Source organism: Burkholderia sp. LS-044, from assembly GCF_004803625.1.
Taxonomy (GTDB): Bacteria; Pseudomonadota; Gammaproteobacteria; order Burkholderiales; family Burkholderiaceae; genus Burkholderia; species Burkholderia cepacia.
The window spans coordinates 93462-106984 of record NZ_SSWO01000017.1 but is presented as its reverse complement, the minus strand read 5'-3'; the positions used below and the strand labels follow the sequence as shown (position 1 = coordinate 106984).

The window sequence follows — 13523 nt, the reverse complement described above, 5'->3', positions numbered from 1 at the left end:
GATGCCGGACGCAGTTCCGGCGTCGCGCGAACGGCTTCACCGGTTCCGTTGAAGAAGCCCGCCCCATGACCAAGATGCCCGACTCCCTTGCCCTCGACGCCCGGCGCGCGACGCCGGACGATGCGTCGCTGACCGACAGCATCGGCGCGACCAGCACGCCGCTCGATCTCGCTGCCCAGCAGGCCGGTACGCAGACGCTGCTGCGCGGTCTGGCGATCCTCGAGGCGATCGCGAACGGCGCGCGCGACATGCGCGCGATCGGCGCCGCACTCGGCACGACGCGCAGCACGACGCACCGCCTCGTCAGCAGCCTCGTGCAGGCGCGCTACCTGCGCCAGGTGCAGGGCGGCTACCTGCTTGGCCCGAAGCTGATCGAGCTCGGCACGATCGCGCTCGAGCAGATGCCGCTCACCGCGGTCGCGCGCCCGCACCTCGAAGCGCTCGCGGAAGCGACGCTCGACACGATCCATCTCGGCGTGCGCGACGGCGACGACGTGCTGTACATCGACAAGATTCCCGGTACGCGCGGCCTCGAGATGCGCTCGCGCGTCGGCCACCGGATGCCGCTCGCGTCGACCGGCATCGGCAAGGCGATGATGCTCGACCTCGATCCCGACCTGTGGCGCTCGCTGTTCGAGGCCGCACGGCGCGCGCTGGCCGGCGTCAATTTCAAGCCCGACAACCGGCCCGAGACGAGCGCGTTCCTGCAGCGCATGGCCCATTACGCAGCGGGCGGCTATACGTTCGACCTCGAGGAGAACGAGGCGTCGATACGCTGCGTGGCGGCACCGATCCGTGACGCATCGGGCGCGGTCGTCGCGGCGGTGTCGGTGGCGAGCACGATTCCGTACATGCCGCACGACCGGATGGACGAACTGATTCCGCTCGTGCAGCGCGAAGCGCGAGCCATTTCCGCGGAACTGGGCTGGAGCCCGCCGCAGGGTACCCGCAGGATCAAACGATGACGACTTCGACCCGGCCCGTTCCGGATGCCACCTCCGCCCCCCCGTCGCTGATCGCGCTCGACTGGGGCACGACCTCGCTGCGCGCGTATCTGTACGACGCGCACGGCGCGCTCATCGACACGCGCAGCCGTCCGGCGGGCGTCATGCATGTACCGGGCGGCGGCGCGCGCGCGTTCGACGCGGTGTTCGAGGAAGCCTGCGGCGACTGGCTCGACCGCTCGCCCGGCCTGCCGGTGCTCGCCGCCGGGATGGTCGGCAGCGCACAGGGCTGGCGCGAGGCGCCGTATGTCGCGGTGCCGGCCGGAGCCGACGCGCTCGTCGCGGGCCTCATCACGGTGACGACCTCGCGCGGGGCGACGATCTCGATCGTGCCGGGTGTGATCGCCACGGGCGAATTGCCCGACGTGATGCGCGGCGAAGAGACTCAGATAGTCGGCGCACTCGCGAGCGATCCCACGCTTGGCGCCGATCGTTCAGGGGTACTGATCGGCCTGCCGGGCACGCATGCGAAATGGGCGTGGGTGACGGACGGGCTGATCGAACGGTTCCAGACCTTCATGACCGGCGAGCTGTTCGCGGTGCTGCGCGACCACACGATCCTCGGCCGCACGATGCGCGCCGGTGCGTCGCCCGATCGCGCGGCGTTCGTGCGCGGCGTATCGGTCGCGCGCGGCGCGCGGCACACGGGGCTGCTCGCGACGATTTTCAGCACGCGCACGCTCGGCCTGACCGACCGGCTCGCGCCCGATGCGCAGGGCGACTACCTGTCCGGCCTGCTGATCGGCCATGAGCTCAACGCGCTCGACGCGATGCTCGCGGAGCGCGGCATCGCGCTCGCGGACCAGCCGCTGCTGCTGATCGGCGACGACGGCCTGTGCGCGCGCTACGCCGATGCGCTCCAGGAATTCGGCCACCCGCACGCGCGAGTCGTCGCGCATGCGACCGAGCGCGGCCTGTGGCGGATTGCGTCACGCGCCGGGCTCGTGCGCGCGGACGGCGAGCCCGTCTGCGCCGACCAATGAACCGATTGCAGAGGAACCCCTGATGCCGTCCGACCTTACGTTACCCGCGCCGTATACGCCTCACGCCGCGCTGATGCGCGCGTTCGACGCGTGTCCGCTGATCGCGATCCTGCGCGGGATCACGCCCGCCGAAGCGGCCGACCACGGCCGTGCGCTGTACGAAGCCGGCTTCCGGATCGTCGAGGTGCCGCTCAATTCGCCGGAGCCGTTCGGCAGCATCGCGGCGCTGCGGCGCGCGCTGCCCGACGACGCGATCGTCGGCGCGGGCACGGTGCTGCGCGCCGAGTATGTCGATCGCGTGCAGGATGCGGGCGGCTCGCTGATCGTGATGCCGCACAGCGACGCGGCCGTGATCCGCCGCGCACGCGAGCGCGGCCTCGCGAGCGCGCCGGGTGTCGCGACGCCGACGGAAGCGTTCGCGGCGCTCGCGAACGGCGCGGACGTGCTGAAGATGTTCCCGGCCGAGCAGCTGGGCGTGGTCGTCGTGAAGGCGTGGCGCGCGGTGATCGACCGCGCGGTGCCGCTGATCCCGGTCGGCGGGATTGCACCCGACAACATGCAGCCGTTCCTCGCGGCCGGCGCGAACGGCTTCGGGCTCGGTTCGGCGCTGTACCGGCCCGGCCAGCCGGCCGACGAGACTGCCGCGAACGCGCGCGCGTTCCAGGCCGGCCTGCGCGCGGCGCGCGGCGGAGCCGCATGATGGGCCGCCTCGCGGACAAGGTCGCGATGGTGACGGGCGCGGGCCGAGGCATCGGCGCCGCGATCGCCCGCGCGTTCGTTCGCGAGGGCGCGGCCGTCGCGCTCGTCGATCTCGACCTCCCGCAGGCGCAGCGCACGGCCGCCGGGATTGCACACGACATCGCCGGCGCGCGCGTCCTGGCGCTGCAGGCGGATGTCGCACGCCAGGATGCGGTGCGCGATGCCGTGGCGCGGACCGAGGCGGCGTTCGGCCCGCTCGACGTGCTCGTGAACAACGCGGGCATCAACGTGTTCGCCGATCCGCTGACGATGACCGACGACGACTGGCGCCGCTGCTTCGCGGTCGACCTCGACGGCGTGTGGCACGGCTGCCGCGCGGCGCTGGAAGGGATGGTCGAACGCGGTCGCGGCAGCATCGTGAACATCGCGTCGACGCATGCATTCAGGATCATCCCGGGCTGCTTTCCGTACCCGGTCGCGAAGCACGGCGTACTCGGTCTCACGCGTGCGCTCGGCATCGAATACGCGGCGCGCAACGTCCGCGTGAACGCGATCGCGCCGGGCTACATCGAGACGCAACTCACGCGCGACTGGTGGGACGCGCAGCCCGATCCGGCCGCCGCGCGCGCCGACACGCTCGCGCTGCAGCCGATGAAGCGGATCGGCCGGCCCGAGGAGGTCGCGATGACGGCCGTGTTCCTGGCGTCCGACGAGGCGCCGTTCATCAATGCCGCATGCATCACCGTCGACGGCGGGCGTGCGGCGCTGTACCACGACTGACACGATTGACGTAGCGATTCGAAAGACCGCACGTGCGACGGCCGCGCGCACGCTGCGTCGAAACCAACAAGCGGCTGCATCCTGTTCGATGAAGACAAGGAGACACTGGAGATGAAACGCAGAACGTTCGTAACGCTGGCCGCTGCGGCCGCGGTGGTGATCGGGAGCCCGGTTGCGCATGCGGCCGATCCGGTCAAGATCGGCTTCCTGGTGAAGCAGCCGGAAGAGCCGTGGTTCCAGGACGAGTGGAAGTTCGCCGAGATGGCGGCGAAGGCGAAAGGCTTCACGCTCGTGAAGATCGGTGCGCCGTCCGGCGAGAAGGTGATGAGCGCGATCGACAACCTGTCCGCGCAGAAGGCGCAGGGCTTCATCATCTGTACGCCCGACGTGAAGCTCGGGCCGGGCATCGTCGCGAAGGCGAAGTCGCACAACCTGAAGATGATGACGGTCGACGACCGCCTCGTCGACGGCGCGGGCAAGCCGATCGAGTCGGTGCCGCACATGGGGATCTCCGCGTACAACATCGGCAAGCAGGTCGGCGACGGCATCGCGGCCGAGATCAAGAAGCGCGGCTGGGACATGAAGGACGTCGGCGCGATCGACATCACCTACGAGCAGCTGCCGACCGCGCACGACCGCACGAGCGGCGCGACCGACGCGCTGGTGGCCGCCGGCTTCCCGAAGGCGAACGTGATCGCCGCGCCGCAGGCGAAGACCGACACGGAGAACGCGTTCAACGCGGCGAACATCGCGCTCACGAAGAACCCGCAGTTCAAGCACTGGGTGGCGTACGGCCTGAACGACGAGGCCGTGCTCGGCGCGGTGCGTGCGGCCGAAGGGCGCGGCTTCAAGGCCGACAACATGATCGGCATCGGCATCGGCGGCTCCGATTCGGCGCTGAACGAGTTCAAGAAGCCGCAGCCGACGGGCTTCTACGGCACCGTGATCATCAGCCCGAAGCGCCACGGCGAGGAAACCTCCGACCTGATGTACGCGTGGATCACGCAGGGCAAGGCACCGCCGGCGCTGACGCTGACGACGGGCATGCTCGCGACGCGCGACAACGTGTCGAAGGTGCGCGACGAGATGGGGCTCGCGTCGAAGTAAGCGGCCCGCCGGCTGCCGCGGCGATGCGGCGGCCGGCGGTCGATCGATTCCGGAAGTGGAGAGACGACGTGTCAGCGGCACTGCGTTTTGACAATATCGGCAAGGTATTTCCCGGCGTGCGCGCACTCGACGGCATCTCGTTCGACGTGCATGCGGGCGAGGTGCATGGCCTGATGGGCGAGAACGGCGCGGGCAAGTCGACGCTGCTGAAGATTCTCGGCGGCGAATACCAGCCCGATGCGGGCAGCGTGCTGGTCGACGGCCAGCCCGTGCAGTTCGCGAATGCGGCCGCGTCGATCGCGGCCGGCATCGCGGTGATTCACCAGGAGCTGCAGTACGTGCCCGACCTGACGGTCGCGGAAAACCTGCTGCTCGGCCGCCTGCCGAATGCGTTCGGCTGGGTGAGGAAGCGCGAGGCGAAGCGCTACGTGCGCGAGCGGCTCGCGGCGATGGGTGTCGACCTCGATCCCGATGCGAAGCTCGGGCGGCTGTCGATCGCGCAGCGGCAGATGGTCGAGATCTGCAAGGCGCTGATGCGCAATGCGCGCGTGATCGCGCTCGACGAACCGACCAGTTCGCTGTCGCATCGCGAGACCGAGGTGCTGTTCAAGCTCGTCGACGACCTGCGCGCGCAGGGCCGCGCGCTGATCTACATCTCGCACCGGATGGACGAGATCTACCGGCTCTGCAATGCGTGCACGATCTTCCGCGACGGGCGCAAGATCGCGTCGCACGAATCGCTCGCCGACGTGCCGCGCGAACGGCTCGTCGCCGAAATGGTCGGGCGCGAGATTTCGGATATCTACCATTACGCGCCGCGCACGCTCGGCGACGTGCGGTTCTCCGCCGAAGGCGTCGACGGCCATGCCCTGCGCGAACCCGCGAGCTTCTCGGTGCGCGCGGGCGAGATCGTCGGCTTCTTCGGGCTGGTCGGCGCGGGCCGCAGCGAGCTGATGCGGCTCGTGTACGGCGCGGACCACCGGCGCGCGGGCGTGCTGACGCTCGACGGCGCGCGCATCGACGTGAAGCGCACCGGCGACGCGATCCGCCACGGCATCGTGCTGTGCCCCGAGGACCGCAAGGAAGAAGGGATCATCGCGATCGCGTCGGTCGCGGAGAACATCAACATCAGCTGCCGCCGCCATTCGTTGCGCGCGGGGCTGTTCATCAACCGCAAGGCCGAAAGCGAAACCGCCGACCGCTTCATCCAGCGGCTCAAGATCAAGACGCCGAACCGGCGCCAGAAGATCCGCTTCCTGTCGGGCGGCAACCAGCAGAAGGCGATCCTGTCGCGCTGGCTCGCGGAGCCCGACCTGAAGGTCGTGATCCTCGACGAGCCGACGCGCGGGATCGACGTCGGCGCGAAGCACGAGATCTACGACGTGATCTACCGGCTCGCGGAGCGCGGCTGCGCGATCGTGATGGTGTCGTCGGAGCTGCCGGAAGTGCTCGGCGTGTCCGACCGCATCGTCGTGATGCGCGAAGGCCGGATCGCGGGCGAGCTGCCGCGCGAACGGGCGAACGAGCACGCGGTGTTGAGCCTGGCGCTGCCGCAGACGAGCGCCGTCGAGGCGGCCTGACGCGGGACACGACAATCGAATCGGACGCGCGGCACGGGCCGCGCGATGCAGGAGCAGGAGACACAATCATGCAAGTCAACGAAAACCTCGGCAGCGCCGCCGTGAAGCCCACGGCCGACGCGCTGGTGCCGCAGCAGAGCGACCGCCAGAAGTGGTGGCAGCACCTGACCGAATACAGCCTGATCGCGATCTTCGCGGTGATGTTCATCACGATGTCGCTGACGGTCGATCACTTCTTCTCGATCGACAACATGCTTGGCCTCGCGCTGTCGATCTCGCAGATCGGCATGGTCGCGTGCACGATGATGTTCTGTCTCGCGTCGCGCGACTTCGACCTGTCGATCGGCTCGACCGTCGCGTTCTCGGGCGTGCTGTGCGCGATGGTGCTGAACGCGACCGACAACACGTTCGTCGCGATCGTCGCCGCGGTCGCGGCCGGCGCCGCGATCGGCTTCGTGAACGGCGCGGTGATCGCGTACCTGCGCATCAACGCGCTGATCACGACGCTTGCGACGATGGAGATCGTGCGCGGGCTCGGCTTCATCGTGTCGAAGGGGCAGGCGGTCGGCGTGTCGTCGGATACGTTCATCGCGCTCGGCGGGCTCACGCTCTTCGGCGTGTCGCTGCCGATCTGGGTCACGCTGCTGTGCTTCATCGCGTTCGGCGTGCTGTTGAACCAGACGGTGTATGGCCGCAACACGCTCGCGATCGGCGGCAATCCCGAGGCGTCGCGTCTCGCGGGGATCAACGTCGAACGCACGCGCGTGTACATCTTCCTGATCCAGGGCGCGGTGACGGCGCTCGCGGGCGTGATCCTCGCGTCGCGCATCACGTCGGGCCAGCCGAACGCCGCGCAGGGCTTCGAGCTGAACGTGATCTCCGCGTGCGTGCTCGGCGGCGTGTCGCTGATGGGCGGCCGCGCGACGATCTCCGGCGTCGTGATCGGCGTGCTCATCATGGGCACGGTCGAGAACGTGATGAACCTGCTGAACATCGACGCGTTCTACCAGTACCTCGTGCGCGGCGCGATCCTGCTCGCGGCCGTGCTGCTCGACCAGCTGAAGAACCGCGGCGTTCGCGACTGACCCGGCCTGCCCTGACGGAGACGAACCGCATGACCATCGACATTTCCGCGCACGACGCGCACACCACGAGCCACGCGCGCTATGCACGGTATCCGAGCCTCGAGGATCGCGCGGTGCTGATCACGGGCGGCGCGACCGGCATCGGCGCGGCGTTCGTCGAACACTTCGCGTTGCAGGGCGCACGCGTCGCGTTCGTCGACCTCGACGCGAGCGCCGGCGCCGCGCTGGCGGACAGCCTCGCGCACGTACGCCACGCGCCGCTGTTCATCCAGTGCGACCTGACCGACGTCGGCGCGCTGCGCCATGCGATCGACGCGATCCGCGCGCGCATCGGCGCGATCGCGGTGCTCGTGAACAACGCGGCGAACGACGCGCGCCACGCGATCGGCGACGTGACGCCCGAATCGTTCGACGCGGGCATCGCGGTGAACCTGCGTCACCAGTTCTTCGCCGCGCAGGCGGTGATCGACGACATGAAGCAGCAGGGCGGCGGCGCGATCATCAATCTCGGCTCGATCAGCTGGATGCTGAAGAACGGCGGTTATCCCGTCTACGTGATGGCGAAGGCGGCCGTGCAGGGGCTGACGCGCGGTCTCGCGCGCGACCTCGGCCCGTTCGGCATCCGCGTGAATTCGCTGGTGCCGGGCTGGGTGATGACCGACAAGCAGCGCCGGCTGTGGCTCGACGACGCGGGCCGCGCGGCGATCAAGGCCGGCCAGTGCATCGACGCCGAACTGCTGCCCGCCGATCTCGCGCGGATGGCGCTGTTCCTCGCGGCCGACGACAGCCGGATGATCACCGCGCAGGACGTGATCGTCGACGGCGGCTGGGCCTGACCGTTCGCACGACCCGCATCGTTTCTTCGACGAAGGAAAGGAGTTCATCATGACCGCCACGTCCTCGCGCGCATCGTCGTCCACCAGCCAGTCGCGCCGCGCGCGCCTGGCCGCCGCCGCGCAGCCGGTCAGCCCCGGCCCGCAGACGGCCGCCTTCGCGCAGGGCGTCGGCGCCGCGCATGCGGCGGCCGTCACGCTGTCGAACGCGGCGCTGCGGCTCGACGTGCTGCCGCATCTCGGCGGCGGCATCGCGCGCTTCGACTGGCGCGGCGACAACGGCGCGTTGATGCCGGTGTTCCGCCGCTGCGACCACCCGGAGACGGCGACGGACCCGAACCAGCTCGCGTGCTACCCGCTGCTGCCTTACTCGAACCGCATCGGCGGCGCGCGTTTCGAATGCGACGGGCGCAGCGTCGCGGTGCCGCGCAACCGCCGCGACGAGCCGCTGCCGATCCATGGCGACGGCTGGCTCGCGCCGTGGCAGGTGGACGATGCGACCGCCACGTCGCTGCAGCTGTCGCTCGATCGCACCGCCGGTGCGCCGTATGCGTTCCGCGCGATCCAGTCGTTCGAGCTCGACGATACGACGCTGTCGATCGCGCTGACGATCGAAAATGCGGGGCGCGCGCGATTGCCGTTCGGGCTCGGCGTGCATCCGTTCCTGGTGCGCGACGACGTGACCGAGCTGGCCGCGGCCGCCGGCGGGCTGTGGCTGTCGGGCGCCGATTTCCTGCCGGTGCGGCACGTGAGCGTGCCGCCGGCCTGGCAGTTCGGCGTCGCGTATCCGCTGCCGGCCGCGCTCGTCAATCACGCATTCACCGGCTGGGGCGGCCACGCGACGGTGAGCTGGCCGCGCCGCGGACTGTCGCTGACGGTGGCGGCCGACGCCGATGCGTACGTGCTCTATACCCCGCCCGGCGAGGATTTCTTCTGCTTCGAGCCGGTCGATCATCCGATCAACGCGGTGAACCTGCCGGGCGGCGCGACCGCGCACGGGATGACGCTGCTCGCGCCCGGCGAGCGGCTCACGCGGCGGTTCGCGTTCACCGTCGAGCGCGCCGATGCGCGCGGCAATGGCGCGACACGCGAGGCGCGCCGGCGACGCGGGTAAAATACGCGGTCTACCAACGGTTTGCCGCGAGTACCCGCCATGTCTTCCCCGCTTACTTTCATCGAATCGCTGCGCGCCGCGTGGCAGCGCACGAATTCGCTGCTGTGCGTCGGCCTCGATCCCGAGCCGTCGCGCTTTCCCGTGCAGTTCGAGGGCCAGCCCGACGCGATCTTCGAATTCTGCCGGCAGATCGTCGACGCGACCGCGCAATACGCGAGCGCGTTCAAGCCGCAGATCGCCTACTTCGCCGCGCATCGCGCGGAAGACCAGCTCGAGCGCCTGATCGCGCACATCCACCTCCAGCACCCGGGCCTGCCCGTGATCCTCGACGCGAAGCGCGGCGACATCGGCAGCACGGCCGAGCAGTACGCGCGCGAAGCGTTCGAGCGCTATCGCGCGGACGCCGTCACGGTGAACCCGTACATGGGTTACGACTCGGTCGAGCCGTACTTCGAGCACGAAGGCAAGGGCGTGATCGTGCTGTGCCGCACGTCGAACCCGGGCGGCTCCGACCTGCAGTTCCTCGACACGAACGGCCGGCCGCTGTACCAGGTCGTGGCCGATCTCGCGGCGAACAAGTGGAATGCGAAGAACGGCCAGCTCGGCCTCGTGGTCGGCGCGACGTTCCCGAAGGAAATCGAGATCGTGCGCGGGATCGTCGGCGACATGCCGCTGCTGATCCCCGGCATCGGCGCGCAGGGCGGCGACGTGCAGGCGACCGTCAACGCAGGCCGCACGGCCGACGGCACCGGCATGATGATCAACTCGTCGCGCGCGATCCTGTACGCGAGCAAGGGCGAGGATTTCGCCGAAGCCGCGGCGCTCGCCGCGCAGAAGACCCGCGACACGATCAACGCGCATCGCTGATCGACGCTGGCGCCGGCTGCCCGCGCGGGCAGCCGGTTCCGGCAGGCCCGCGTTCGCGGGCCCGTGCCGCTTTCTCCGCTTTACCGCCACCGTTTCCCGCCTTCCCGGCCGTCGCACTGACGCGCACGGGCAATTTCCCGTCGTTTCCGCACCGCATGTCCGCGCGCCAATCGCGCGATGCTCGCGCTTGTCATCGATCTGTAACGAAACTGTCAAGAAAGGGAGTGACGCCATGCCCAAGCTGTCCCGACGTCTTCTGAGCGCGCTTGCCGCGTCGTTGTGCATGAGCTTCGCCCACGCGGCGGACCTGTCGCACTGGCCGGCCGACAGCGCGAAGGCGTTGAACGCGATGATCGCCGCGCACGCGAACCGCGGCGACTACGCGGTGTTCGACGCCGACAACACGACCTACCGCTACGACCTCGAGGAGTCGCTGCTGCCGTACCTGGAGAACCGCGGCGTGCTGACGCGCGACACGCTCGACCCGTCGCTGAAGCTGATTCCGTTCAAGGATTCCGCCGACTACAAGGAATCGCTGACGAGCTATTACTACCGGCTCTGCGAGATCGACGACCTGGTCTGCTACCCGTGGATCGCGCAGGCGTTCGCCGGGCAGTCGCTGGCCGACCTGAAGCGCCACGTCGACGCGATGCTCGCCGACGGCAAGCCGATCCCGATCCGCTACTGGCAGGGCGACAAGGTGGCCGACGGCACGGTGAACCCGCCGCGTTTCTTCCGCGGGATGCAGGAGCTGTACAACGCGCTGCGCGAGAACGGGATCGAGGTCTACGTGATGACGGCCGCGCACGAGGAGCTCGCGCGGCTCGTGCTGTCCGACCCGAAGTACGGCTACAACGTGAAGCCGCAGAACGTGATCGGCGTGACGACGCTGCTGCGCAACCCGGCGACCGGCGCGCTGACGACGTCCCGGTTGCAGATCAAGGCGGGCAAGTACGACGAGGCCGCGAACCGCAGCCTCGTGATCACGCCGTTCCTGATGAACCCGATGACGTGGTACGAAGGCAAGCTCGGCTCGATCGTCGGCTGGATCGACCAGTGGAAGAAGCCGGTGCTCGTCGCGGGCGACACGCCGACGTCCGACGGCTACATGCTGCTGAACGCGACCGACGTCGCGCGCGGCGGTGTGCGCGTGTGGGTGAACAAGAAGGACAAGCAGATGGCGCAGATCCGCGCGTGGTCGGATGAATCGGCCGCGCGGCAGAAGTCGCTCGGCCTGCCGGTCACGGCGGACAAGAACTGGATCGTCGTGAAGCCCGACGCGATCCAGTAAGCGGGCCGGCCGGGGCGCGGCGGGCGCCCCGGCCGGTCAGCCCTCGCGCTCGTCGAGCAGTTTCAGCAGCCCGCGCAGTGCATGCGCGGCCGCCTGCGTGCGGATCTGATCGCGGTCGCCCTTGAACACGAGCGTCTCGACGTCGGTATGCAGCCGGTTGCTCCAGCCGAACGACACGGTGCCGACCGGTTTCTTCTCGCTGCCGCCGGCCGGGCCCGCGATGCCGGTGACGGACAGCGCGACCTGCGCGCGGCTGTTGCGCAGCGCGCCTTCGGCCATCGCGCGCGCGACGGGCTCGCTGACGGCGCCGTGCTTGTCGATCAGGTCGGGCGGCACGCCGATCATGTCGATCTTGGCCTGGTTCGAGTACGTGACGAAGCCGCGCTCGAACCACTGGCTGCTGCCGGAGATGTCGGTGATCGCGGTGGCGATCATGCCGCCGGTGCAGGATTCGGCGGTGGCGAGCGTCAGGTGCTCGTCACGCAGCTTGTTGCCTGCGCGGATCGCAAGCTGGTGGACGACGGAATCGGTTGGCATGCGCGTCGGGAAACGGGAGTCGGGAAATCGGTCAGCCGACGACGGAGCGCCACAGGGCGATCACGAGCAGCGTCATGAACGCGGCGACCAGGTCGTCGACCATGATGCCGAGCCCGCCTTTCAGGCGGCGCTCGAAATAGCGGATCGGCGGCGGCTTGAGCATGTCGAAGATGCGGAACGCGACGAACGCCCATAGCTGGCCGATGAAGGTCGCGGGCGTGACGAACAGCATCACGAGCCAGATCGCGACGATTTCGTCCCAGACGACGGCGCCCGGATCGGACGTGCCCATCTTTCTCGCGGTGAAGCCGGTGAGCCACGTGCCCGCCGCGAAGCCGACCGCGATCAGCGCCCACCATTCGGGCACCGTCAGGTAGCGGTTGAGCACGACGAACGTGAGCCAGCCGAACAGCGAGCCGAACGTGCCGGGCATGAGCGGCGCGAGCCCGCTGCCGAAGCCGAGCGACACGAGGTGTGCGGGGTGCGACAGCATGAAGCGCGCGGTCGCGCGCCGCGGCGCGTGTCCGCCAGGTGCGGCGCCGGGCTCGGCCGCGGCGTGCGCGGGCGTCGGGTCAGTCTGCATGGAAGTGGTCGAAGCCGTGCAACGTGAGGGCGAGGGGCGCGCCGGCGGCGTCGCGCCACGCGATCGCGGGCTGTTCCGACGGCGCGGACAACGCGCGTATTGTACCGATTCGCGTGACCGGCACGCCGGCCGTCAGGCCGGCCGCTTCGACCGCCGCGCGGGCCGCCGCCGGCGCGGTGAAGCACAGTTCGTAGTCGTCGCCGCCGGCCAGCGTGCAGCGTCGCTGCACGTCGGGCGGCAGCGTCGCGAGCGCGGCCGAGCGCGGCACCGCGTCGGCATCGATCTCGGCGCGCACGTGCGAGCGGGCGAGGATGTGCTGCAGGTCGCCGGCGAGGCCGTCCGAGATGTCGAGCGCCGCGTGCGCGACGCCCGCGAGCGCCAGGCCGAGCGCGATGCGCGGCTCGGGGCGCTCGAGCGCGCGCCGGAACGCAGCGGCTTCGGCCGCGCCGGCCGCCCATTCGCCGCGCGCGACGCCGAGGCCGGCGCGCGCGTCGCCGAGCGTGCCGGACACCCAGACGTCGTCGCCGTCGCGCGCGGCATCGCGCCGCAGTGCGGCGTCGGGCGCGACTTCGCCGAATACGGTGACGCACAGGTTCAGCGGGCCGCTCGTGGTGTCGCCGCCGATCAGCTCGCAGCCGTAGCGCTCGGCGAGCGCGAACAGCCCGTTGCTGAATGCTTCCAGCCACGCCGCGTCGGCACGCGGCAGCGCGCACGCGAGCGTGAAGGCACGCGGTTCGGCGCCCATCGCCGCGAGGTCGGACAGGTTGACCGCGAGCGTCTTGTGGCCGAGCGCATCGGGCGCGACATCGGGGAAGAAGTGGCGGCCTTCCACCAGCATGTCCGTCGAAATGGCCAGCAATTTCCCGGATCGCGGCGCGATCAGCGCGCAATCGTCGCCGATGCCGAGCGTCGACGCGCGCGCCCCCTGCGCGGCGCGGCGCGTGAAGAAGCGTTCGATCAGTGAAAACTCGGAGAGGGCGGCTGGCACGGCGGGCGATCCGGAACGGTTGAAGGAACGGCATTGTACGAGGCGAACGGCGGCGCTTCTGCACCATCCGGA

The 13523-nt window shown here is 69.8% G+C and carries 14 protein-coding genes; 11 read left to right on the top strand and 3 right to left on the bottom strand.

The genetic code is table 11. The features are described 5' to 3' along the window. Positions 1-65 precede the first annotated feature (65 nt). The 11 genes from E9536_RS32835 (at position 66) to E9536_RS32785 (ending at position 11343) form a co-directional block, all read left to right on the top strand. Complete coding sequence (locus tag E9536_RS32835; protein WP_021161879.1) at positions 66-965, top strand: IclR family transcriptional regulator; 900 nt, start codon at positions 66-68, stop codon at positions 963-965. Further along, positions 962-1987: a 2-dehydro-3-deoxygalactonokinase gene (locus E9536_RS32830; protein WP_136472175.1), complete on the top strand. Its 1026-nt coding sequence runs from the start codon at positions 962-964 to the stop codon at positions 1985-1987. The genes E9536_RS32835 and E9536_RS32830 overlap by 4 nt, the downstream gene beginning before the upstream one ends. Before the next feature lie 22 nt (positions 1988-2009). Beyond that, the gene (locus E9536_RS32825; RefSeq protein ID WP_060372815.1) at positions 2010-2687 is read left to right on the top strand and encodes a 2-dehydro-3-deoxy-6-phosphogalactonate aldolase; all 678 of its coding nucleotides are present in this window, start codon (positions 2010-2012) and stop codon (positions 2685-2687) included. Beyond that, on the top strand, positions 2687-3466 hold the full coding sequence (locus tag E9536_RS32820; protein ID WP_042976654.1) for an SDR family oxidoreductase: 780 nt from the start codon (positions 2687-2689) through the stop codon (positions 3464-3466). Before E9536_RS32825 ends, E9536_RS32820 begins: the two co-directional genes overlap by 1 nt. 111 nt (positions 3467-3577) lie before the next feature. Beyond that, on the top strand, positions 3578-4573 hold the full coding sequence (locus E9536_RS32815; protein ID WP_027788415.1) for an arabinose ABC transporter substrate-binding protein: 996 nt from the start codon (positions 3578-3580) through the stop codon (positions 4571-4573). 68 nt (positions 4574-4641) lie between these two features. After that, positions 4642-6153: an L-arabinose ABC transporter ATP-binding protein AraG gene (gene araG, locus E9536_RS32810; RefSeq protein WP_027788414.1), complete on the top strand. Its 1512-nt coding sequence runs from the start codon at positions 4642-4644 to the stop codon at positions 6151-6153. 68 nt (positions 6154-6221) lie between these two features. Further along, on the top strand, positions 6222-7238 hold the full coding sequence (araH, locus tag E9536_RS32805) for an L-arabinose ABC transporter permease AraH (protein WP_048026113.1): 1017 nt from the start codon (positions 6222-6224) through the stop codon (positions 7236-7238). Between the two features lie 29 nt (positions 7239-7267). Next, positions 7268-8074: an SDR family oxidoreductase gene (locus E9536_RS32800; protein WP_136472173.1), complete on the top strand. Its 807-nt coding sequence runs from the start codon at positions 7268-7270 to the stop codon at positions 8072-8074. A gap of 49 nt (positions 8075-8123) precedes the next feature. Next, a complete protein-coding gene (locus E9536_RS32795) occupies positions 8124-9185 on the top strand; it encodes an aldose 1-epimerase (protein ID WP_059697857.1) in 1062 nt (353 codons plus the stop codon). Positions 9186-9224: 39 nt separating this feature from the next. Further along, positions 9225-10052, top strand: a complete 828-nt coding sequence (gene pyrF / locus E9536_RS32790; RefSeq protein ID WP_059697855.1) for an orotidine-5'-phosphate decarboxylase — start codon at positions 9225-9227, stop codon at positions 10050-10052. A gap of 232 nt (positions 10053-10284) precedes the next feature. Then, positions 10285-11343, top strand: coding sequence for a hypothetical protein (locus E9536_RS32785; protein WP_027788409.1), 1059 nt, complete (start codon positions 10285-10287; stop codon positions 11341-11343). Between the two features lie 36 nt (positions 11344-11379). Here the strand turns inward: E9536_RS32785 and E9536_RS32780 are convergent, their stop codons facing one another. Genes E9536_RS32780 through thiL form a run of 3 tightly spaced genes read right to left on the bottom strand, consistent with a single transcriptional unit; the run spans position 11380 to position 13451 of the window. Continuing rightward, positions 11380-11880 (bottom strand): CinA family protein, encoded by a 501-nt coding sequence (locus E9536_RS32780; protein WP_021161868.1) that lies wholly within the window; start codon positions 11878-11880, stop codon positions 11380-11382. 31 nt (positions 11881-11911) lie between these two features. Beyond that, positions 11912-12463, bottom strand: coding sequence for a phosphatidylglycerophosphatase A (locus E9536_RS32775; protein WP_060085805.1), 552 nt, complete (start codon positions 12461-12463; stop codon positions 11912-11914). After that, positions 12453-13451, bottom strand: coding sequence for a thiamine-phosphate kinase (gene thiL / locus E9536_RS32770; protein WP_060085806.1), 999 nt, complete (start codon positions 13449-13451; stop codon positions 12453-12455). Before thiL ends, E9536_RS32775 begins: the two co-directional genes overlap by 11 nt. Positions 13452-13523 lie beyond the last annotated feature (72 nt).

Coding starts and splice junctions, on each gene's coding strand:
- E9536_RS32835 (WP_021161879.1), top strand. CDS start 66: ATGACCAAGATGCCCGACTCCCTTGCCCTCGACGCCCGGCGCGCGACG.
- E9536_RS32830 (WP_136472175.1), top strand. CDS start 962: ATGACGACTTCGACCCGGCCCGTTCCGGATGCCACCTCCGCCCCCCCG.
- E9536_RS32825 (WP_060372815.1), top strand. CDS start 2,010: ATGCCGTCCGACCTTACGTTACCCGCGCCGTATACGCCTCACGCCGCG.
- E9536_RS32820 (WP_042976654.1), top strand. CDS start 2,687: ATGGGCCGCCTCGCGGACAAGGTCGCGATGGTGACGGGCGCGGGCCGA.
- E9536_RS32815 (WP_027788415.1), top strand. CDS start 3,578: ATGAAACGCAGAACGTTCGTAACGCTGGCCGCTGCGGCCGCGGTGGTG.
- araH (WP_048026113.1), top strand. CDS start 6,222: ATGCAAGTCAACGAAAACCTCGGCAGCGCCGCCGTGAAGCCCACGGCC.
- E9536_RS32800 (WP_136472173.1), top strand. CDS start 7,268: ATGACCATCGACATTTCCGCGCACGACGCGCACACCACGAGCCACGCG.
- E9536_RS32795 (WP_059697857.1), top strand. CDS start 8,124: ATGACCGCCACGTCCTCGCGCGCATCGTCGTCCACCAGCCAGTCGCGC.
- pyrF (WP_059697855.1), top strand. CDS start 9,225: ATGTCTTCCCCGCTTACTTTCATCGAATCGCTGCGCGCCGCGTGGCAG.
- E9536_RS32785 (WP_027788409.1), top strand. CDS start 10,285: ATGCCCAAGCTGTCCCGACGTCTTCTGAGCGCGCTTGCCGCGTCGTTG.
- E9536_RS32780 (WP_021161868.1), bottom strand. CDS start 11,880: ATGCCAACCGATTCCGTCGTCCACCAGCTTGCGATCCGCGCAGGCAAC.
- E9536_RS32775 (WP_060085805.1), bottom strand. CDS start 12,463: ATGCAGACTGACCCGACGCCCGCGCACGCCGCGGCCGAGCCCGGCGCC.